The following is a 14,096-nucleotide window of genomic DNA, read 5'->3' as shown; positions in this document are numbered from 1 at the left end:
AAAAATTGACATAAAGGTTTATAATATTATATAGTACATTTGTGCAGGGATGGTGGAATGGCAGACACGATAGCTTGAGGGGCTATTGCTCTTAAGGGTGTGAGGGTTCGAATCCCTTTCCCTGCACCAATTTATAAAGAATTGTTAAAAAAATATTTATAAGATGCGGGTTTATTGGAAGACTTGTGTACTTTTTTAACAATTAATGTTATAATTAAAAAAGTGTTAAGCATGATTTATGCTTAATTCTTTAATTTTATCACTATAAAACAATAAAGAGGTGGAATGTCAATGAAACTTGAAAATCTCACTTTTAAAGGCGGAGTACACATAGAGGAATACAAAGAATTTACTAAAAGTAAAGCTATAGAAAAGGCAATAGAGCCTAAGATAGTACATATTCCTTTACATCAACATGTAGGTGTAGCTGCTAAGTCTTTAGTAAAGAAAGGAGATAGTGTAAAAGTAGGTCAGAAGATTGGAGAGTCTGAAGCGTCTCTAACAGCTTCAATTCACTCTAGTGTTTCAGGAAAAGTAAAGAGTATAGATTTAATGTATACTCCAGATGGATACAGAGTAGAATGTGTTACTATTGAATCTGATGGTCTAAATGAAATGGATGAATCTTTAAATATCAAAAGAAATTTAAATGATATATCCAATGAAGAAATAATGGAAATATTAATGGACAAAGGAGTAGTTGGTCTTGGGGGAGCTGCTTTTCCTACAGACTCAAAACTAGCTTTAGCAAAAGATGCTAATGTTGATACCATAGTTCTAAATGGAGCCGAGTGCGAACCTTATTTAACTTGTGATCATAGAATCATGTTAGAAAAGCCTGAAAAGATAATTAAGGGTCTTGAAATTATGATGAAATATTTAAATGTGGAAAAGGGTTACATAGCTGTCGAAGACAATAAAAAAGACGCAATCGAAAATCTAAAATCTAAAGTAGAAAATAGTAATATTGGAATTGCAAGCCTTAAGACAAAATTTCCACAAGGAGATTCCTATAGAATTATCCATTCAGTTTTAAATAGGATTGTTCCTAGAGGCGGAAGAACTAATGATGTAAATTCTTATGTAAACAATGTAGGTACTGCTTTGGCAGTTTCTGAAGCTGTATTAGAAAACAAACCTTTATATGAAAGGGTAGTTACAGTAACAGGAAATGGTGTGGCTGAGCCAAAAAATTTACTAGTTAAGATTGGGACAACTATTGGGGATATAATTGCTCAATGTGGTGGATTTAAGGGAACTCCTGGAAAAATCGTAGTAGGTGGACCTATGACTGGATGTGCACAATTCACATTAGATACTCCTGTAACAAAGGGGACTACAGGTATTATAGTGTTTACAGAAGAGGAAACTAAGTCTGTAAAATCACTACCTTGTATAAAATGTGGAAAATGCTTAGAAGTATGTCCTGCATTTTTAGAACCACTATATATAAGTAAAAACATTTTAAATGATAGATTTGATGCAGCAGAAGATTTAGGTGCTTTGGCTTGTATTCAATGTGGAAGTTGTTCATATATTTGTCCTGCTAAAAGACCTCTTACAGAGTCAATTACCTATGGGAAAAAAGAAATAAAATCAAAGAGGAAATTAAAAGCAGATAAGAAAAAATCATAGTTGTTAGGAGGAAATACAATGGAAGGTAAGGTTACAGGTTCAAATCAAATGGACCCATTAGTATTGGATAAAACTTTAACTGGTTCACTAGCTCCTCATTTAAGGGCTAATGAGACTACTAGAAGGATAATGTTAGATGTTATTATTGCCCTAACTCCAGCCATGATAGCTAGTGTTTACTATTTTGGAATTCAGGCTTTAATACTTATTTTAGTATCGGTAGCTTCAGCAGTGTTTTTTGAAGCAGGTACTCAAAAGCTGTTTAAAAAAGATATCTTAATTGGAGACTTAAGTGCAGTAGTAACAGGGATATTATTAGCTTTTAATCTACCAGCAAACGCTCCTTGGTGGGTAGCAGTATTTGGTACTGGATTTGCTATTATTCTTGTAAAAGAGTGTTTTGGAGGTATAGGTTCAAACTTCATGAACCCTGCTTTAGCTGCAAGAGCTGCTTTAGTAGCTTCTTGGCCAGGAATTATGTCAAGTTATGTAAATCCAGATGGAATTGCAAGTGCAACTCCTTTAGGAATTATAAAAAGTGGAAGTACAGCACTTCCATCAATGACTAGAATGTTGATGGGTGATATTGGAGGTTCACTAGGTGAAACTGCAGCAGTTTTATTATTAATAGGTGGAGTATATCTTATAATTAGAAAAGTTATAAGCTGGCATATACCAGTAATTTATATAGGTACAACTGCAATAGTATTACTATTATTAGGAGTAGATACTAGCCTTATATCATATCATATATTAGGTGGAGGACTTATCTTAGGAGCTTTCTTTATGGCAACAGATTATTCTTCATCACCAGTTACAATAAAGGGTAAAATTATATTTGCATTAGGATGTGGTATATTAACTGCAATAATTAGAGTAAAAGGCGGAATGCCAGAGGGAGTTTCATATTCAATATTACTTATGAATATAGCATCTCCAATAATTGAAAAGTTTACAAAACCAAAAGTTTTTGGGGAGGTAAAATAAATGAAGGAAACAATAAAATTAGGTCTTACATTATTATTAATAACCGCAATATCAGGGGCAGTATTAGCTGGAACTAATAGCTTTACTGGACCTATAATTGAAGAAATTAGGAGAGAGAGTAGTTTTGGTGCATTGTTAGAAATATTCCCAGATGCTGATGACTTCCAACCAGTAGATGAAGCTCAGTTAGAAGAAATAATAGCTAGCAATGAAGTTGTTACTGAAGTAAATCAGGCTCTAGAAGGCGATACTGTAATCGGATATGCTTTTAAAGTTGTAACAGGTGGTTACGGAGGAGATGTAGCTACTATGGTAGGAGTATATGAAGATGGCAAGATAGCTGGTATCAAAGTCGTAGAAAACAGTGAGACACCAGGATTAGGTACTAAAATTGAAGAAGAAAGCTTTGCAAGCTCTTTTAAAGAAAAGTCTACTGAATCTGAATTAGTTGCAGTTGGTAGTCCTTCAGCTGAAAATGAAGTTCAAGCTATAAGTGGTGCAACAGTGTCGACTGTAGCTGTAGTAAAAGGTGTAAATGGAGCTAGAGAAGCATTCGTAGAGTTCTTTTCTAATTAAATAAGTGGAGGTGGAAAACTTGAATTTGTTCAATACATTTAAAAACGGAATTTCTACTGAAAATCCAGTTTTAGTTCAATTAGTTGGTTTGTGTTCAGTATTAGCAATAACTAATACTGTTTTAAATAGTATATCAATGGGATTAGCAGTAATAGCAGTAATAACAGCTTCAAACTTAGTAGTTTCATTATTTAGAAATTTTATACCTAAAAAAATACGTATCCCAGCTTTTATCGTTATTATAGCAACTTTCGTAACTATGGTAGAAATGTTTATGGAAGCTTTTGCACAGCCTATATACCAATCATTAGGTATATTTATACCTTTGATAGTTGTAAACTGTGCTATACTTGCTCGTTCGGAATCATTTGCCTATAAAAATAAAGTACTTCCATCTATAGTGGATGGTTTAGGTATGGGAATAGGTTATACAGTAGCAGTAGTAATATTAGGAGCTGTAAGAGAGATCTTAGGTTCAGGAACTTTTTTAGCAGGTACAGATTATGTAATAAATGTATTTGGAGATAAATATCAACCTATAGCTGTGTTTGTAGGTCCAGCAGGAGCTTTTATTGCTTTAGGTATTATAGTTGCTATCTTCAAAGCAATCACAATGAGAAAAAAAGCTAGTTAGTTTAAATATAGGAGGGAATCAGTATGAATTTGTTTACTATATTAGTATCTACAATCTTTGTAAATAACTATGTATTTGCAAGATTTCTAGGTATATGTCCTTTCCTTGGAGTATCAAGTAAAATGGAAACTTCAACAGGTATGGGACTTGCAGTAACATTTGTTACAAGTTTTGCATCAGCAATTACTTGGGTTATACAAAAATATGTTTTAAATCCTTTAGAAATTCAGTACTTACAGACAATTGTATTTATATTAGTTATAGCTTCATTAGTACAATTTGTTGAACTTGCAATAAGAAAACTAAGCCCTACTCTTTATAGTGGAATGGGAGTATTTTTACCTCTTATTACTACAAACTGTATGGTATTAGGTGTAACTATATTAAATATTCAAGAAGGATATAGCTTTATAGAGACTATGACCAGCGGAATTGGAGCGTCTTTAGGATTCTTCTTAGCATTAGTACTTATAGCAGGAGTTAGAGAAAAATTAGAATTAGCAGATATTCCTAAACCTTTGCAAGGATTTCCTATTGCATTAATATCTGCAGGATTAATGTCCATTGCCTTTTTAGGCTTTAATGGATTAGTTTAGGAGGTAAAAAATGACAAATATTATATATCCAATATTAGTACTAGCAGGACTAGGATTACTATTTGGTGTCCTATTGTCCATAGCCTCTAAAGTATTTGCTGTTAAAATTGATCCTAAGATAGGTGAAGTTTTAGATGCATTACCAGGAGCAAACTGTGGTGCATGCGGATTTCCTGGATGTGAAGGATTAGCAACTGCCATAGCAAATGGAGAAGCTCCAGTAAATGCATGTCCAATAGGAGGTCAAAAGGTAGCAGATAATGTAGCAGATATTATGGGGTTAAACGCAGCTAATGTAGAGAAAAATGTAGCTACAGTTTTATGCCAAGGAGATTGTGAGAAAGCAAAAGAGAAATATGAATATGAAGGTATAAATGACTGTAGGGTTCAAACGAATTTAGCAGATGGATCTAAGGCATGTCCTTATGGCTGTCTTGGATGTGGAACATGCTATGATGTATGTCCATTTGATGCTATAAATATGGTAGATGGTATTGCCGTAATAGATAAAGAAAAGTGTACGGCTTGTATGAAATGTATAGATATATGTCCAAAGAATATTATAAAATTGGTACCATATGATAATAAAGTAGTAGTAAAATGTAAGAGTGAAGACAAAGGTAAAGACGTAAGAGGATATTGTTCAATAGGATGTATAGGATGTAAAATATGTGTTAAGAACTGTCCAGAAGATGCATTTATATTTGAAAATAATTTAGCTAGAATAGATTATGATAAATGTACAAATTGTGGAGTATGCGTGGAAAAATGTCCTACAAAATGTATTCATTCTACTGACAATGGTCCAGTAGTTGAAGATTAAATAAAAAAATAGAGCTTAAGCTCTATTTTTTTGTTTAATCCAAAAATTTCTTGCTTGTAAATAAAATTTATTAATGATAAACTATAATGTGTGTATAGATGGAAAATCAGGTAAAATGTCTAAAAAAGGTGATAAACATGACAAAAGGAGATAAATATTTGATTGTACTTGTTTTAATTTTGACAGTTATATCACTGGGTTTTATAAAAAGACAAGCACTCTCAAATGATAGTAAATATATAAGTGTTCAAGTAGATGGAAAAGAGATAAAAAAGATAATTTATGATAAAAAAATCATTGGAAAAACTATTCCTATTGAAACAGAATATGGATATAATTTACTGGAAATTGGAGATGAAAAAATCAGAGTTATAGAAGCCAGTTGTCCAGATCAAATAGATGTAAAGCAAGGATACATATCAAATATAGGTGAGACCATAGTGTGTTTGCCGAATAAATTGGTAGTAGAAATAAAGGGAATGGATAAGGATAATGAAATAGATATGATAAATTATTAGAAAGAGGTAATTATGAAAAAGATAAAAAAAATAGTGTTTTTGTCCCTATTAGTATCTATAGGCCTTGGACTTAGTGTCATAGAATCTTCTATTCCTTTACCAATTATGATTCCAGGGGCAAGACTTGGACTCTCTAATATGGTAGTATTAGTTACATTAGTAGTATTTGGATTTAAAGAGGGCATAGTTGTATCGATTTTAAAAAGTATTGTACTTATGTTAGTTACAGGAAGTGTTTCAAGCTTCATATATAGTATATCTGGAGCTCTACTTAGCTCAGTTGCCATGAGCCTAAGCTACAAATATTTTTCAGGAGTTTTTAGCCTAATAGGCGTAAGTATAATAGGAGCTTTATTTCATAATCTTGCTCAGGTTAGTGTGGCAAGCTTTATTATGAATAATATGAGGATATATACTTATTTACCTTTTTTAATGTTAACTAGTATTTTCACAGGATATTTTGTGGGAATTTCCTCTATATATATAATAAAGAATTTGAAGGCTAATTTTAAAGTTTTATTTCAAAAGTGAGGATTAATTTATGGATACAATAGTTTTAGCTTCAGCTTCTCCTAGGAGAAGACAAATATTAGAAGACTATAATATAAAGCATAGAGTAGTAAAAAGCAATATTAGTGAAAAAATAGACGCCAATAAGGAGCCAAGAGAAATAGCAATGTCATTAGCTTTTCAAAAAGCTCATAGTATTGCTTTAGATTATAAGGATAGCATAGTAATTGGAGCTGATACAATTGTAGAATATAAAGGAATGATATTAGGAAAGCCTAAAGATGAAGATGAAGCAATTAAGATGTTAAAAATTTTAAATGGAAAAGAACATAATGTAATAACAGGGATTAGTTTGATTCATTTAAATAAAAATATAAAAGTAATTGAATATGAAGAGACAAAAGTAAAATTTAGAAATTTAGAAGAAGTATTTATTAAAAAATATGTAAATACTAAGGAACCTTTAGATAAAGCAGGAGCTTATGGAATCCAAGGGTATGGGGCATTATTAGTTGAAAAAATAGAAGGTTGTTATCTTAATGTTGTTGGTTTGCCACTTTCAAAGTTACAAATATTATTGTATAAGTATTTTAATATAAGTATATTATAAATAAGTGGGTGAATTAATGAAAACTAATTTAGGCATGAAAAGTGAAAAGAGTTATACAATCAAGGATCTTCCCTTTAGCGAAAGACCTAGGGAAAAGATTATTAATTATGGTGTAGAATCTCTTTCAAATGCTGAATTGTTGGCAGTAATTATTAGAACAGGTGACAGAAGACAAACGGCAATAGAAGTTGCGCAAAATCTTCTTAAGATAGACAATAGGGGACTAGCTTCTTTAGTAGATATATCATTAGAAGATTTAATGAAAGTAAAGGGTATTGGGGAGTGTAAGGCTTGTCAAATTCTCTCTGCAATAGAAATTGGAAAGAGAATAAGAACTAGAAATATTCACAATAAAATAAGGATTGATTCACCTAGTAAAATTGTTAATCTAATGATGGACGAGCTGAGATACTTAAATCAAGAACATTTTAAAATACTATTACTTGATACCAAAAATCAAATAATAAAAATAGAAAATATATCAGTTGGTACTTTAAATGCCTCTATAGTTCATCCAAGAGATGTGTTTAATGCAGCCATAAAGAGACATGCAAACTCAATCATTCTCGTACACAATCATCCAAGTGGAGATCCTACTCCTAGCAATGAAGATATAAATGTAACTAATAGATTGGTAGAAGTAGGAGAGATTGTAGGTATTAAAGTATTGGATCATATCATTATGGGAGATAATAGATATATAAGTTTTAAAGAGAAAAATTTAATTTAAGTTTTGGAAGGAGAAAAAAATGGGATTATTTAATGGCTTTAAAAAAGATATGGGAATAGATTTAGGTACTGCAAACACTTTAGTTTATATAAAAGGCAAAGAAATAGTAGCTAGAGAACCTTCAGTAGTTGCTATTGATACGAATACAAAAGAAGTTTTAGCTGTTGGAGAAGAAGCTAAAAAAATGATAGGTAGAACACCTGGGAATATAGTTGCTATTAGACCTTTAAAAGATGGAGTAATAGCAGATTTTGACATAACTCAAAGCATGTTAAAGTACTTCATAAGAAAAGCATATAAAAAGAGATTTTTATTTCAGCCTAGAGTAGTAGTATGTGTGCCTAGTGGAGTTACTGAAGTAGAAAAAAGAGCAGTAGAAGAAGCTGCTATTCATGCTGGAGCTAGAGATGCTTATTTGATAGAAGAACCAATGGCTGCAGCTATTGGAGCAGGTCTTCCAGTGCAAGATGCTACAGGAAGCCTTATTGTAGATATTGGAGGAGGAACTACAGAGGTAGCTGTAATATCCCTTGGAGGTATAGTTACAAGTAAGTCTATAAGAGTTGGTGGAGACGAACTAGATGAATCTATTGTAAATTATATAAAGAGGGAATATAGTTTGATGATAGGTGAAAGAACAGCTGAAGATATAAAGATAACAATTGGAACAGCTGATAAAAACTCTGAATTAAAGACTATGGATATTAGAGGTAGAGATCTTATAACGGGACTTCCAAAGACTATTGAAATAAGTTCAAAGGAAATAAATGATGCTATGTCAGAACCAATAGTTAACATAATTGATTCAATAAAATCAACTTTAGAAAAGACTCCACCAGAACTAGCTTCAGATATAATGGAGCAGGGAATAATGCTTACAGGTGGTGGAGCACTATTAGAAGGTTTAGATAGGATAATAGCAGCTGAAACAGGTATGCCAGTAAAAATTGCAGAAAGTCCTCTAGATTGTGTTGCAATAGGTACAGGTATAGCTATAGATAGTATAGAAATACTTAAGAGAACTATAACAAGTAGTAAAAGAATAGGTTAAGTGGTGATAATATGTATTTCTTTAGAAAATACAAAGATAGAATGATGGTGACAGCAGTTGCTATCATTCTACTCATTATAATAGGTATTACAAATACTGAAAGAGTATCTATTAGTAAATTTGAAAAAATAGTAGGAAATATTTTATCTCCAATAAATAAGGTGTCTTTTAACTTTGGGGAAAAATCTTCTGGATTTTTTTATACTATAAAAAACTTATCAAAGACTTTAAAAGAAAATGAAGACTTAAAAAAAGAAATAGAGATCCTAAGAGAAGAAAATAGAGATTTACAAAATATAATAGGAAAGACTGATTACTTAAAGAGGGAAGCAGAGCTTTTAGAGAATACAAGCTTAAACCTATTAAATGCGCAGGTCATAAGCAAAGAACCTGGAAACTGGTATGATAGGTTTGTAATTGATAAAGGTATAAAACACGGAGTGAAAAAAGGTCAAACAGTTATACAAGGCATAGAAGGAGAAAAAGGCGAAATTGTTGAAGGTATAATAGGACGAGTAGTAGATGTAGGAGATAATTGGTCAAAAATCATTTCTATTGTAGACGAATTAAATAGTACTTCTTTTAAAATTATTAGAACACAAGATGGAGGTATAATTTCTGGTAGTATAGATGGCACTTTAACTGGTTATTTATTTGACAATAAGGCAGATATTATTGTAGGAGACAAGCTATATACATCTGGTCTTGGTGAAAACTTTGTAAAGGATATATATATTGGAGAAGTAGAAGAAATCATAGATATTCAAGAAGATTTAATGAAAAAAATAGTTATAAAGCCAGCTATAAACTTTAAGAAAATATATAAAACCTTTGTAATATTAGATGGACTTGAGGGATAATATTGATTATTTTAGTATTAAGTTTAATCATAATTTTAAATACGGTTTTCCAAACCACTATTTTACATTATTTTAGTATATTTGGATTTTTACCAAATACAGCTTTAGTATTTACTGTGGTTATTGCAATGTTAAGGGGTAGATACTATGGTTTATTTTTTGGATTGGCTATAGGACTAGTTCAAGATATTCTATTTGGAACAGCAATAGGCATAAATGGGTTTTTATACTCGATGATTGGATATTCTATTGGTTTAATACAAAACATACTAAATACTGAAAATATAATAGTGCCAACTTTATTTTCTAGTATAGCAACTATAGTATATAATTTTTTATATGCTATATTTATCTATTTCCTATCTAGAGAAATCAGCCTTTCTATAATGATTAGAAATACTCTTTCCATAGAGATAATCTTAAACTTTCTCATATCAATTTTAATATATAAATTATTATCAAGAGTTTTTAAAGTTCCTGGACTTAAGTTTGGCAATAGGTAGAGGTGATATTATTGAATTTAAAAGAAAAATTAAGTGATAGATATAATATTATTAGAATTATATTGATAATTTTGATGTTAACTTTATCTGTAAGACTTGCAATACTCACTATAGCACAGGGAGACTATTATAGACATATTGCAGATAATAAGAGGTTAAAAGAAATTAGAACTACCCCACCAAGGGGAGAGATAAGAGATCGACATGGAAGGCTATTAGCGGGGAATAAGCCTAGTTTTACTGTACAATTATTAAAAGATGAATTGAATATAAAGGATGTTGAAAAAAAGACGGATTCATTTTTAACACTTATAAGATTTTTAGAAGAAGATGGAGCAAATTATGTAGATGACTTTCCCATTGAGCTAAATGTATTTACATATGGTGATCAAGATTATTTATCAGAAGAATTGAGTCCAATGGATAAAGTTTTAAATCTAATAATTGATCATAATCTTCTTCCTGATGTATTAAATTCATACTATATAAACGAAAACTATGATGAGCATTATAAGTTTATGGTTGCCAATAGAGGGATAAATGCTCTTAAACAAAAGGGTATAGATGTACCCATAGATGTTAAATATAAAGATGGAAGAGTTTCAATAGATTATAATCAAAGTCAAAATATTGAAAATTGGAAAAAGCAATATAATATAGGTGCGGATGACTTAGCTATTACTGCTTTAGAAAAATTAATAAAAACTGACAAGGCTATTCTTAGAAAAACTATTGATCATTCCATATCAAGAAAGTTAGTATATAATACATTAGATTCTAAAGGACTTCTTGGAAATTTAAAATTAAAGGATTACTCTATTTCATATATGGAAAATTATTTAAACATAAAAAGAAGTTTAAAAAAGTCTTTTCCAGAAGTTACTATGGAGTCAAGTGCAAAAGATGATTTTATAAATATATTCAAAAAAAATTCCCTTAAAAAATTTTTACAAGACCCTATACTTATAGCTGATAAAGAAATTTTACCTGGAGAGTTTCTTTTAGAATTAAACAAGGAGAAGGGAGACAATCTTCCTATTAGTGCAGAGGTAAGTGAAGATGGGCTATCAGTAATTTATAAATATACAGGAAAAGAAATAATGAGTGAAGAAAACTTAGTAGACATGATCATAAGACATAGCAAAGAAAATAAGGTCTTAGATGACTTTATAGTCCATGATGATATTAAATCTTTAGCTCAATCACAACTTTTGAAGGATGGAATAAATCCTAAAATATCAATATCTAAAGATATTGAGTATGTAGATATAAACAATCTGAAAAATTTTTATAAGGGAAATAATATTGAAGAAAATACTTCTGTTGAAGAAGCTTTTAAGGTTTTAAAAGAAAATTATTCCATAAAAGAAAATATAAGTGATTATGAAGCCAGAGGAGTAATGGTGCTGTATACTCAACTTAAAAAACAAGGGTACATGGCATATGAACCCATAAATATAGCATATGGAATAAAGGATTCAACTGTTGCGAAGATAACAGAAAGCCTGACAGAACTTCCAGGAGTAAATATTTCTGTAGAGCCAATAAGATACTATCCTGAAGAAAAGACGGCATCACATATATTGGGATATTTAGGAAAGATAAGTCAACCTGAAGAAATAAAAAAATATATAGAGGAAAAAGATTATTCTCCCAATGAAATCATAGGAAAAACTGGAATAGAAGAAAGTTTTGAAGACGAATTAAGAGGTGAAAACGGAATAAAAAGAGTAGAGATAGACTCTATGGGAAATACTACTAATGTAGTGAATGAAGAAAGACCGATTCCAGGAGATAATCTATATTTGACTATAGATTTAAATTTACAAAAAAAAGCTGAAGAATCTTTAAAGCAGACCCTTGAGAAGTTACAAGTAGGCGGTACTTATGAAAGTCCATGGGGAGATTATAAGTTTGGGATTAATAAGAGTAAGGGAAGACCATATAAAAATGCAACATCTGGGGCTATAGTAGCTATAGATGTAAAGACAGGACAAGTCCTTGCAAGTGCTAGTTATCCATCCTATGACCCGAATTTATTTTCAACAGGAATATCAAATAGTGATTGGATTAGCCTATTCCCAGAACAAGAAAATGATATCCTAGCTCCTAGACCCCTATATAATATTGTAACCCAAACTTCAGTTCAACCAGGTTCTGTATTTAAAATGGTTACAGGATTAACAGCTTTAGAAAAGGGCTTAAGCCCTGATACTAAGATTAGAGATATGGGACAGGTAGATATAGGTCCTAAGTCTTTTAATTGTTTGGTTTGGACCCTTTTTAGAACTACTCATGGTTATGAAAATATATATGAAGCCTTGAGAGATTCTTGTAACTATTATTTCTATTCTTTAGCTTTAGGTAAGAATCAAAAGACAGGAGAGAGTTTGGAGACACAGATAAATATAGATGATATAGCAGATATGTCTAAAAAACTAGGATTAAATGATAGAACTGGAATTGAAATTAATATCCCAAGAGAAGTATCTGGTGGAGTTCCAAACCCACAACGAAAAATCATAAATACTAAATACATTTTAAAGTCTTATTTAAATAATAATATAGAGAAATATTTTAAAGAAGACTATGAATATGATGATAAATATGTAGAAGATATAATAGAAGAAATTATATCTTGGCTAGAATTAGAAGAAAAATTAAGTAGAAATGAAGTAATAAGAAGACTTGAAAGCTTTGGTATAGACTCAGAAAAAAAACTTCCTGGTGAGAGGGAGGGCTTAGCAGATAAGATTAAATATACCTATATCAACTTTGCAGGATGGAATATTACAGATACTCTAAATGTAACTATAGGCCAAGGAGAAAACTCATATACCCCAATACAAATAGCAAATTATATAGCTACTGTTGTAAATGGAGGATATAGACATAATTTAACATTAGTGGATAATATAAAGGACTATAAGAATTCGAATATAAACTATAGCCATGAAGTAAATCCAATGAGAATTGAGTTAAATGATTACGAGAACTTAGAACATATAAAAAAGGGAATGAATTTAGTGTCTAAAGAAGGTAGTGCAAGACGTGTTTTTGAAAAATTCCCAATAGAAACTGGTTCAAAGACAGGAACTGCTCAAAAAGATGGTATAAATCCAGATACTGGGGAGACATATGATGAGTTTTCTTGGTTTGTAGCCTTTGGGCCATATGAAGATCCAGAAATAGCTGTAGCTGCTGTCATTTTTCAGGGTGGTAGTGGTGGATATGCAGGTCCTATGGTTAGAGATGTCATAGGAGAATATTTGGGATTAAATAATCAAGGTATAAAAGAAGATATGCCTTTTGACAGAGTTCTATCAAAAGATTAAAAACTTTGTTAGAAGAGTTTACACATTAGTTTTTTTGATATAAAATTTATATAGTACACTATGTACTAATGGAGGGAAATTCCAAATTGGAAAGAGAAACTATTGCTTTTAAAGGTGTTTCACAAGGAATATATTTAGAAATAAATGGTTCTAATATACAAGAGATAAAGGATGAATTAGATAAAAAAATAAAAAGTTCTCCAGGTTTTTTCCAAGGGACTAAGTTTTTATATATTAAGTCAGAAGATTTAAGTCCTAAAGAAATCTTAGAATTAGAGCTTATATTAAAATATAAATATGACTTCCAAATATCTTTGGAAGATATAGATTTTTCTTCCGCTGAGTCAAAAGAAGATGAGAAATCTATAGATCCTGATGAAGAGTTGACTAAATTTGTATATAGAACACTTAGGTCTGGACAAGAGATAGAATATAATGGTAATATCATAGTTATAGGGGATGTAAATCCAGGAGCTATTTTAAAGGCAAGTGGCAATATAATTGTATTAGGATCACTAAGAGGAGTAGCTCAAGCAGGATTAAATGGAGATGTGAATTCTATAGTTGCAGCTTATCATTTAATGCCTACTCAGCTTAGAATTGGAGATTTAATAGTTAGAGCTCCAGATGGAGATCTATCGTCGTCAAAGGTTCCTGAAGTAGCTAAAATATATAATGATGAAGTTATCATTGAACCTTATTTACCTAATAAATAAAGGAGGGAAATA

15 protein-coding genes and 1 tRNA gene are annotated in these 14,096 nt (G+C 31.0%); all 16 read left to right on the top strand.

All coding sequences use genetic code 11. The features are described from left to right. The first annotated feature begins 43 nt into the window (after positions 1-43). The 16 genes from AC4PG3_RS08800 (at position 44) to minC (ending at position 14,084) form a co-directional block, all read left to right on the top strand. Positions 44-129, top strand: a tRNA-Leu gene (locus AC4PG3_RS08800). Between the two features lie 162 nt (positions 130-291). Continuing rightward, entirely contained in the window at positions 292-1,635 is a 1,344-nt protein-coding gene (gene rsxC / locus AC4PG3_RS08795) for an electron transport complex subunit RsxC (protein ID WP_492196287.1), read from the top strand. Between the two features lie 18 nt (positions 1,636-1,653). Beyond that, positions 1,654-2,622 carry an RnfABCDGE type electron transport complex subunit D gene (locus AC4PG3_RS08790; RefSeq protein ID WP_492196286.1) on the top strand — a complete coding sequence of 323 codons (969 nt, stop codon included), beginning with the start codon at positions 1,654-1,656 and terminating at the stop codon, positions 2,620-2,622. Beyond that, on the top strand, positions 2,623-3,198 hold the full coding sequence (locus tag AC4PG3_RS08785) for an RnfABCDGE type electron transport complex subunit G (protein WP_492196285.1): 576 nt from the start codon (positions 2,623-2,625) through the stop codon (positions 3,196-3,198). 19 nt (positions 3,199-3,217) lie between these two features. Then, entirely contained in the window at positions 3,218-3,832 is a 615-nt protein-coding gene (gene rsxE / locus AC4PG3_RS08780) for an electron transport complex subunit RsxE (RefSeq protein ID WP_492196284.1), read from the top strand. 23 nt (positions 3,833-3,855) lie between these two features. Continuing rightward, positions 3,856-4,428 carry an electron transport complex subunit RsxA gene (gene rsxA, locus AC4PG3_RS08775; protein ID WP_492196283.1) on the top strand — a complete coding sequence of 191 codons (573 nt, stop codon included), beginning with the start codon at positions 3,856-3,858 and terminating at the stop codon, positions 4,426-4,428. Between the two features lie 10 nt (positions 4,429-4,438). Continuing rightward, entirely contained in the window at positions 4,439-5,251 is an 813-nt protein-coding gene (locus AC4PG3_RS08770) for an RnfABCDGE type electron transport complex subunit B (protein WP_492196282.1), read from the top strand. A gap of 137 nt (positions 5,252-5,388) precedes the next feature. Continuing rightward, complete coding sequence (locus AC4PG3_RS08765; RefSeq protein ID WP_492196281.1) at positions 5,389-5,769, top strand: NusG domain II-containing protein; 381 nt, start codon at positions 5,389-5,391, stop codon at positions 5,767-5,769. Positions 5,770-5,781: 12 nt separating this feature from the next. Then, positions 5,782-6,300 (top strand): Gx transporter family protein, encoded by a 519-nt coding sequence (locus AC4PG3_RS08760; RefSeq protein ID WP_492196280.1) that lies wholly within the window; start codon positions 5,782-5,784, stop codon positions 6,298-6,300. 10 nt (positions 6,301-6,310) lie between these two features. Then, positions 6,311-6,889 carry a Maf family protein gene (locus tag AC4PG3_RS08755; protein WP_492196279.1) on the top strand — a complete coding sequence of 193 codons (579 nt, stop codon included), beginning with the start codon at positions 6,311-6,313 and terminating at the stop codon, positions 6,887-6,889. Positions 6,890-6,905: 16 nt separating this feature from the next. Beyond that, complete coding sequence (radC, locus tag AC4PG3_RS08750) at positions 6,906-7,619, top strand: RadC family protein (RefSeq protein ID WP_492196278.1); 714 nt, start codon at positions 6,906-6,908, stop codon at positions 7,617-7,619. A 19-nt stretch (positions 7,620-7,638) separates the two neighbouring features. Further along, positions 7,639-8,670: a rod shape-determining protein gene (locus AC4PG3_RS08745; protein WP_492196277.1), complete on the top strand. Its 1,032-nt coding sequence runs from the start codon at positions 7,639-7,641 to the stop codon at positions 8,668-8,670. An 11-nt stretch (positions 8,671-8,681) separates the two neighbouring features. Continuing rightward, positions 8,682-9,530: a rod shape-determining protein MreC gene (gene mreC, locus AC4PG3_RS08740; RefSeq protein ID WP_492196276.1), complete on the top strand. Its 849-nt coding sequence runs from the start codon at positions 8,682-8,684 to the stop codon at positions 9,528-9,530. A 2-nt stretch (positions 9,531-9,532) separates the two neighbouring features. Then, positions 9,533-10,033 carry a rod shape-determining protein MreD gene (mreD, locus tag AC4PG3_RS08735; protein ID WP_492196275.1) on the top strand — a complete coding sequence of 167 codons (501 nt, stop codon included), beginning with the start codon at positions 9,533-9,535 and terminating at the stop codon, positions 10,031-10,033. A gap of 11 nt (positions 10,034-10,044) precedes the next feature. Further along, entirely contained in the window at positions 10,045-13,368 is a 3,324-nt protein-coding gene (locus tag AC4PG3_RS08730) for a penicillin-binding transpeptidase domain-containing protein (protein ID WP_492196274.1), read from the top strand. Between the two features lie 86 nt (positions 13,369-13,454). Beyond that, entirely contained in the window at positions 13,455-14,084 is a 630-nt protein-coding gene (gene minC / locus AC4PG3_RS08725) for a septum site-determining protein MinC (RefSeq protein ID WP_492196273.1), read from the top strand. Positions 14,085-14,096 lie beyond the last annotated feature (12 nt).

This window comes from Tissierella sp. QWL-11, assembly GCF_058683765.1.
This window is presented reverse-complemented; position numbering and strand designations above follow the sequence as displayed.

Excerpts from the sequence above, each read along its gene's own strand:
- rsxC (WP_492196287.1), top strand. The coding sequence starts at position 292 with ATGAAACTTGAAAATCTCACTTTTAAAGGCGGAGTACACATAGAGGAA.
- AC4PG3_RS08790 (WP_492196286.1), top strand. The coding sequence starts at position 1,654 with ATGGAAGGTAAGGTTACAGGTTCAAATCAAATGGACCCATTAGTATTG.
- AC4PG3_RS08785 (WP_492196285.1), top strand. The coding sequence starts at position 2,623 with ATGAAGGAAACAATAAAATTAGGTCTTACATTATTATTAATAACCGCA.
- rsxA (WP_492196283.1), top strand. The coding sequence starts at position 3,856 with ATGAATTTGTTTACTATATTAGTATCTACAATCTTTGTAAATAACTAT.
- AC4PG3_RS08770 (WP_492196282.1), top strand. The coding sequence starts at position 4,439 with ATGACAAATATTATATATCCAATATTAGTACTAGCAGGACTAGGATTA.
- AC4PG3_RS08765 (WP_492196281.1), top strand. The coding sequence starts at position 5,389 with ATGACAAAAGGAGATAAATATTTGATTGTACTTGTTTTAATTTTGACA.
- AC4PG3_RS08760 (WP_492196280.1), top strand. The coding sequence starts at position 5,782 with ATGAAAAAGATAAAAAAAATAGTGTTTTTGTCCCTATTAGTATCTATA.
- AC4PG3_RS08755 (WP_492196279.1), top strand. The coding sequence starts at position 6,311 with ATGGATACAATAGTTTTAGCTTCAGCTTCTCCTAGGAGAAGACAAATA.
- radC (WP_492196278.1), top strand. The coding sequence starts at position 6,906 with ATGAAAACTAATTTAGGCATGAAAAGTGAAAAGAGTTATACAATCAAG.
- AC4PG3_RS08745 (WP_492196277.1), top strand. The coding sequence starts at position 7,639 with ATGGGATTATTTAATGGCTTTAAAAAAGATATGGGAATAGATTTAGGT.
- mreC (WP_492196276.1), top strand. The coding sequence starts at position 8,682 with ATGTATTTCTTTAGAAAATACAAAGATAGAATGATGGTGACAGCAGTT.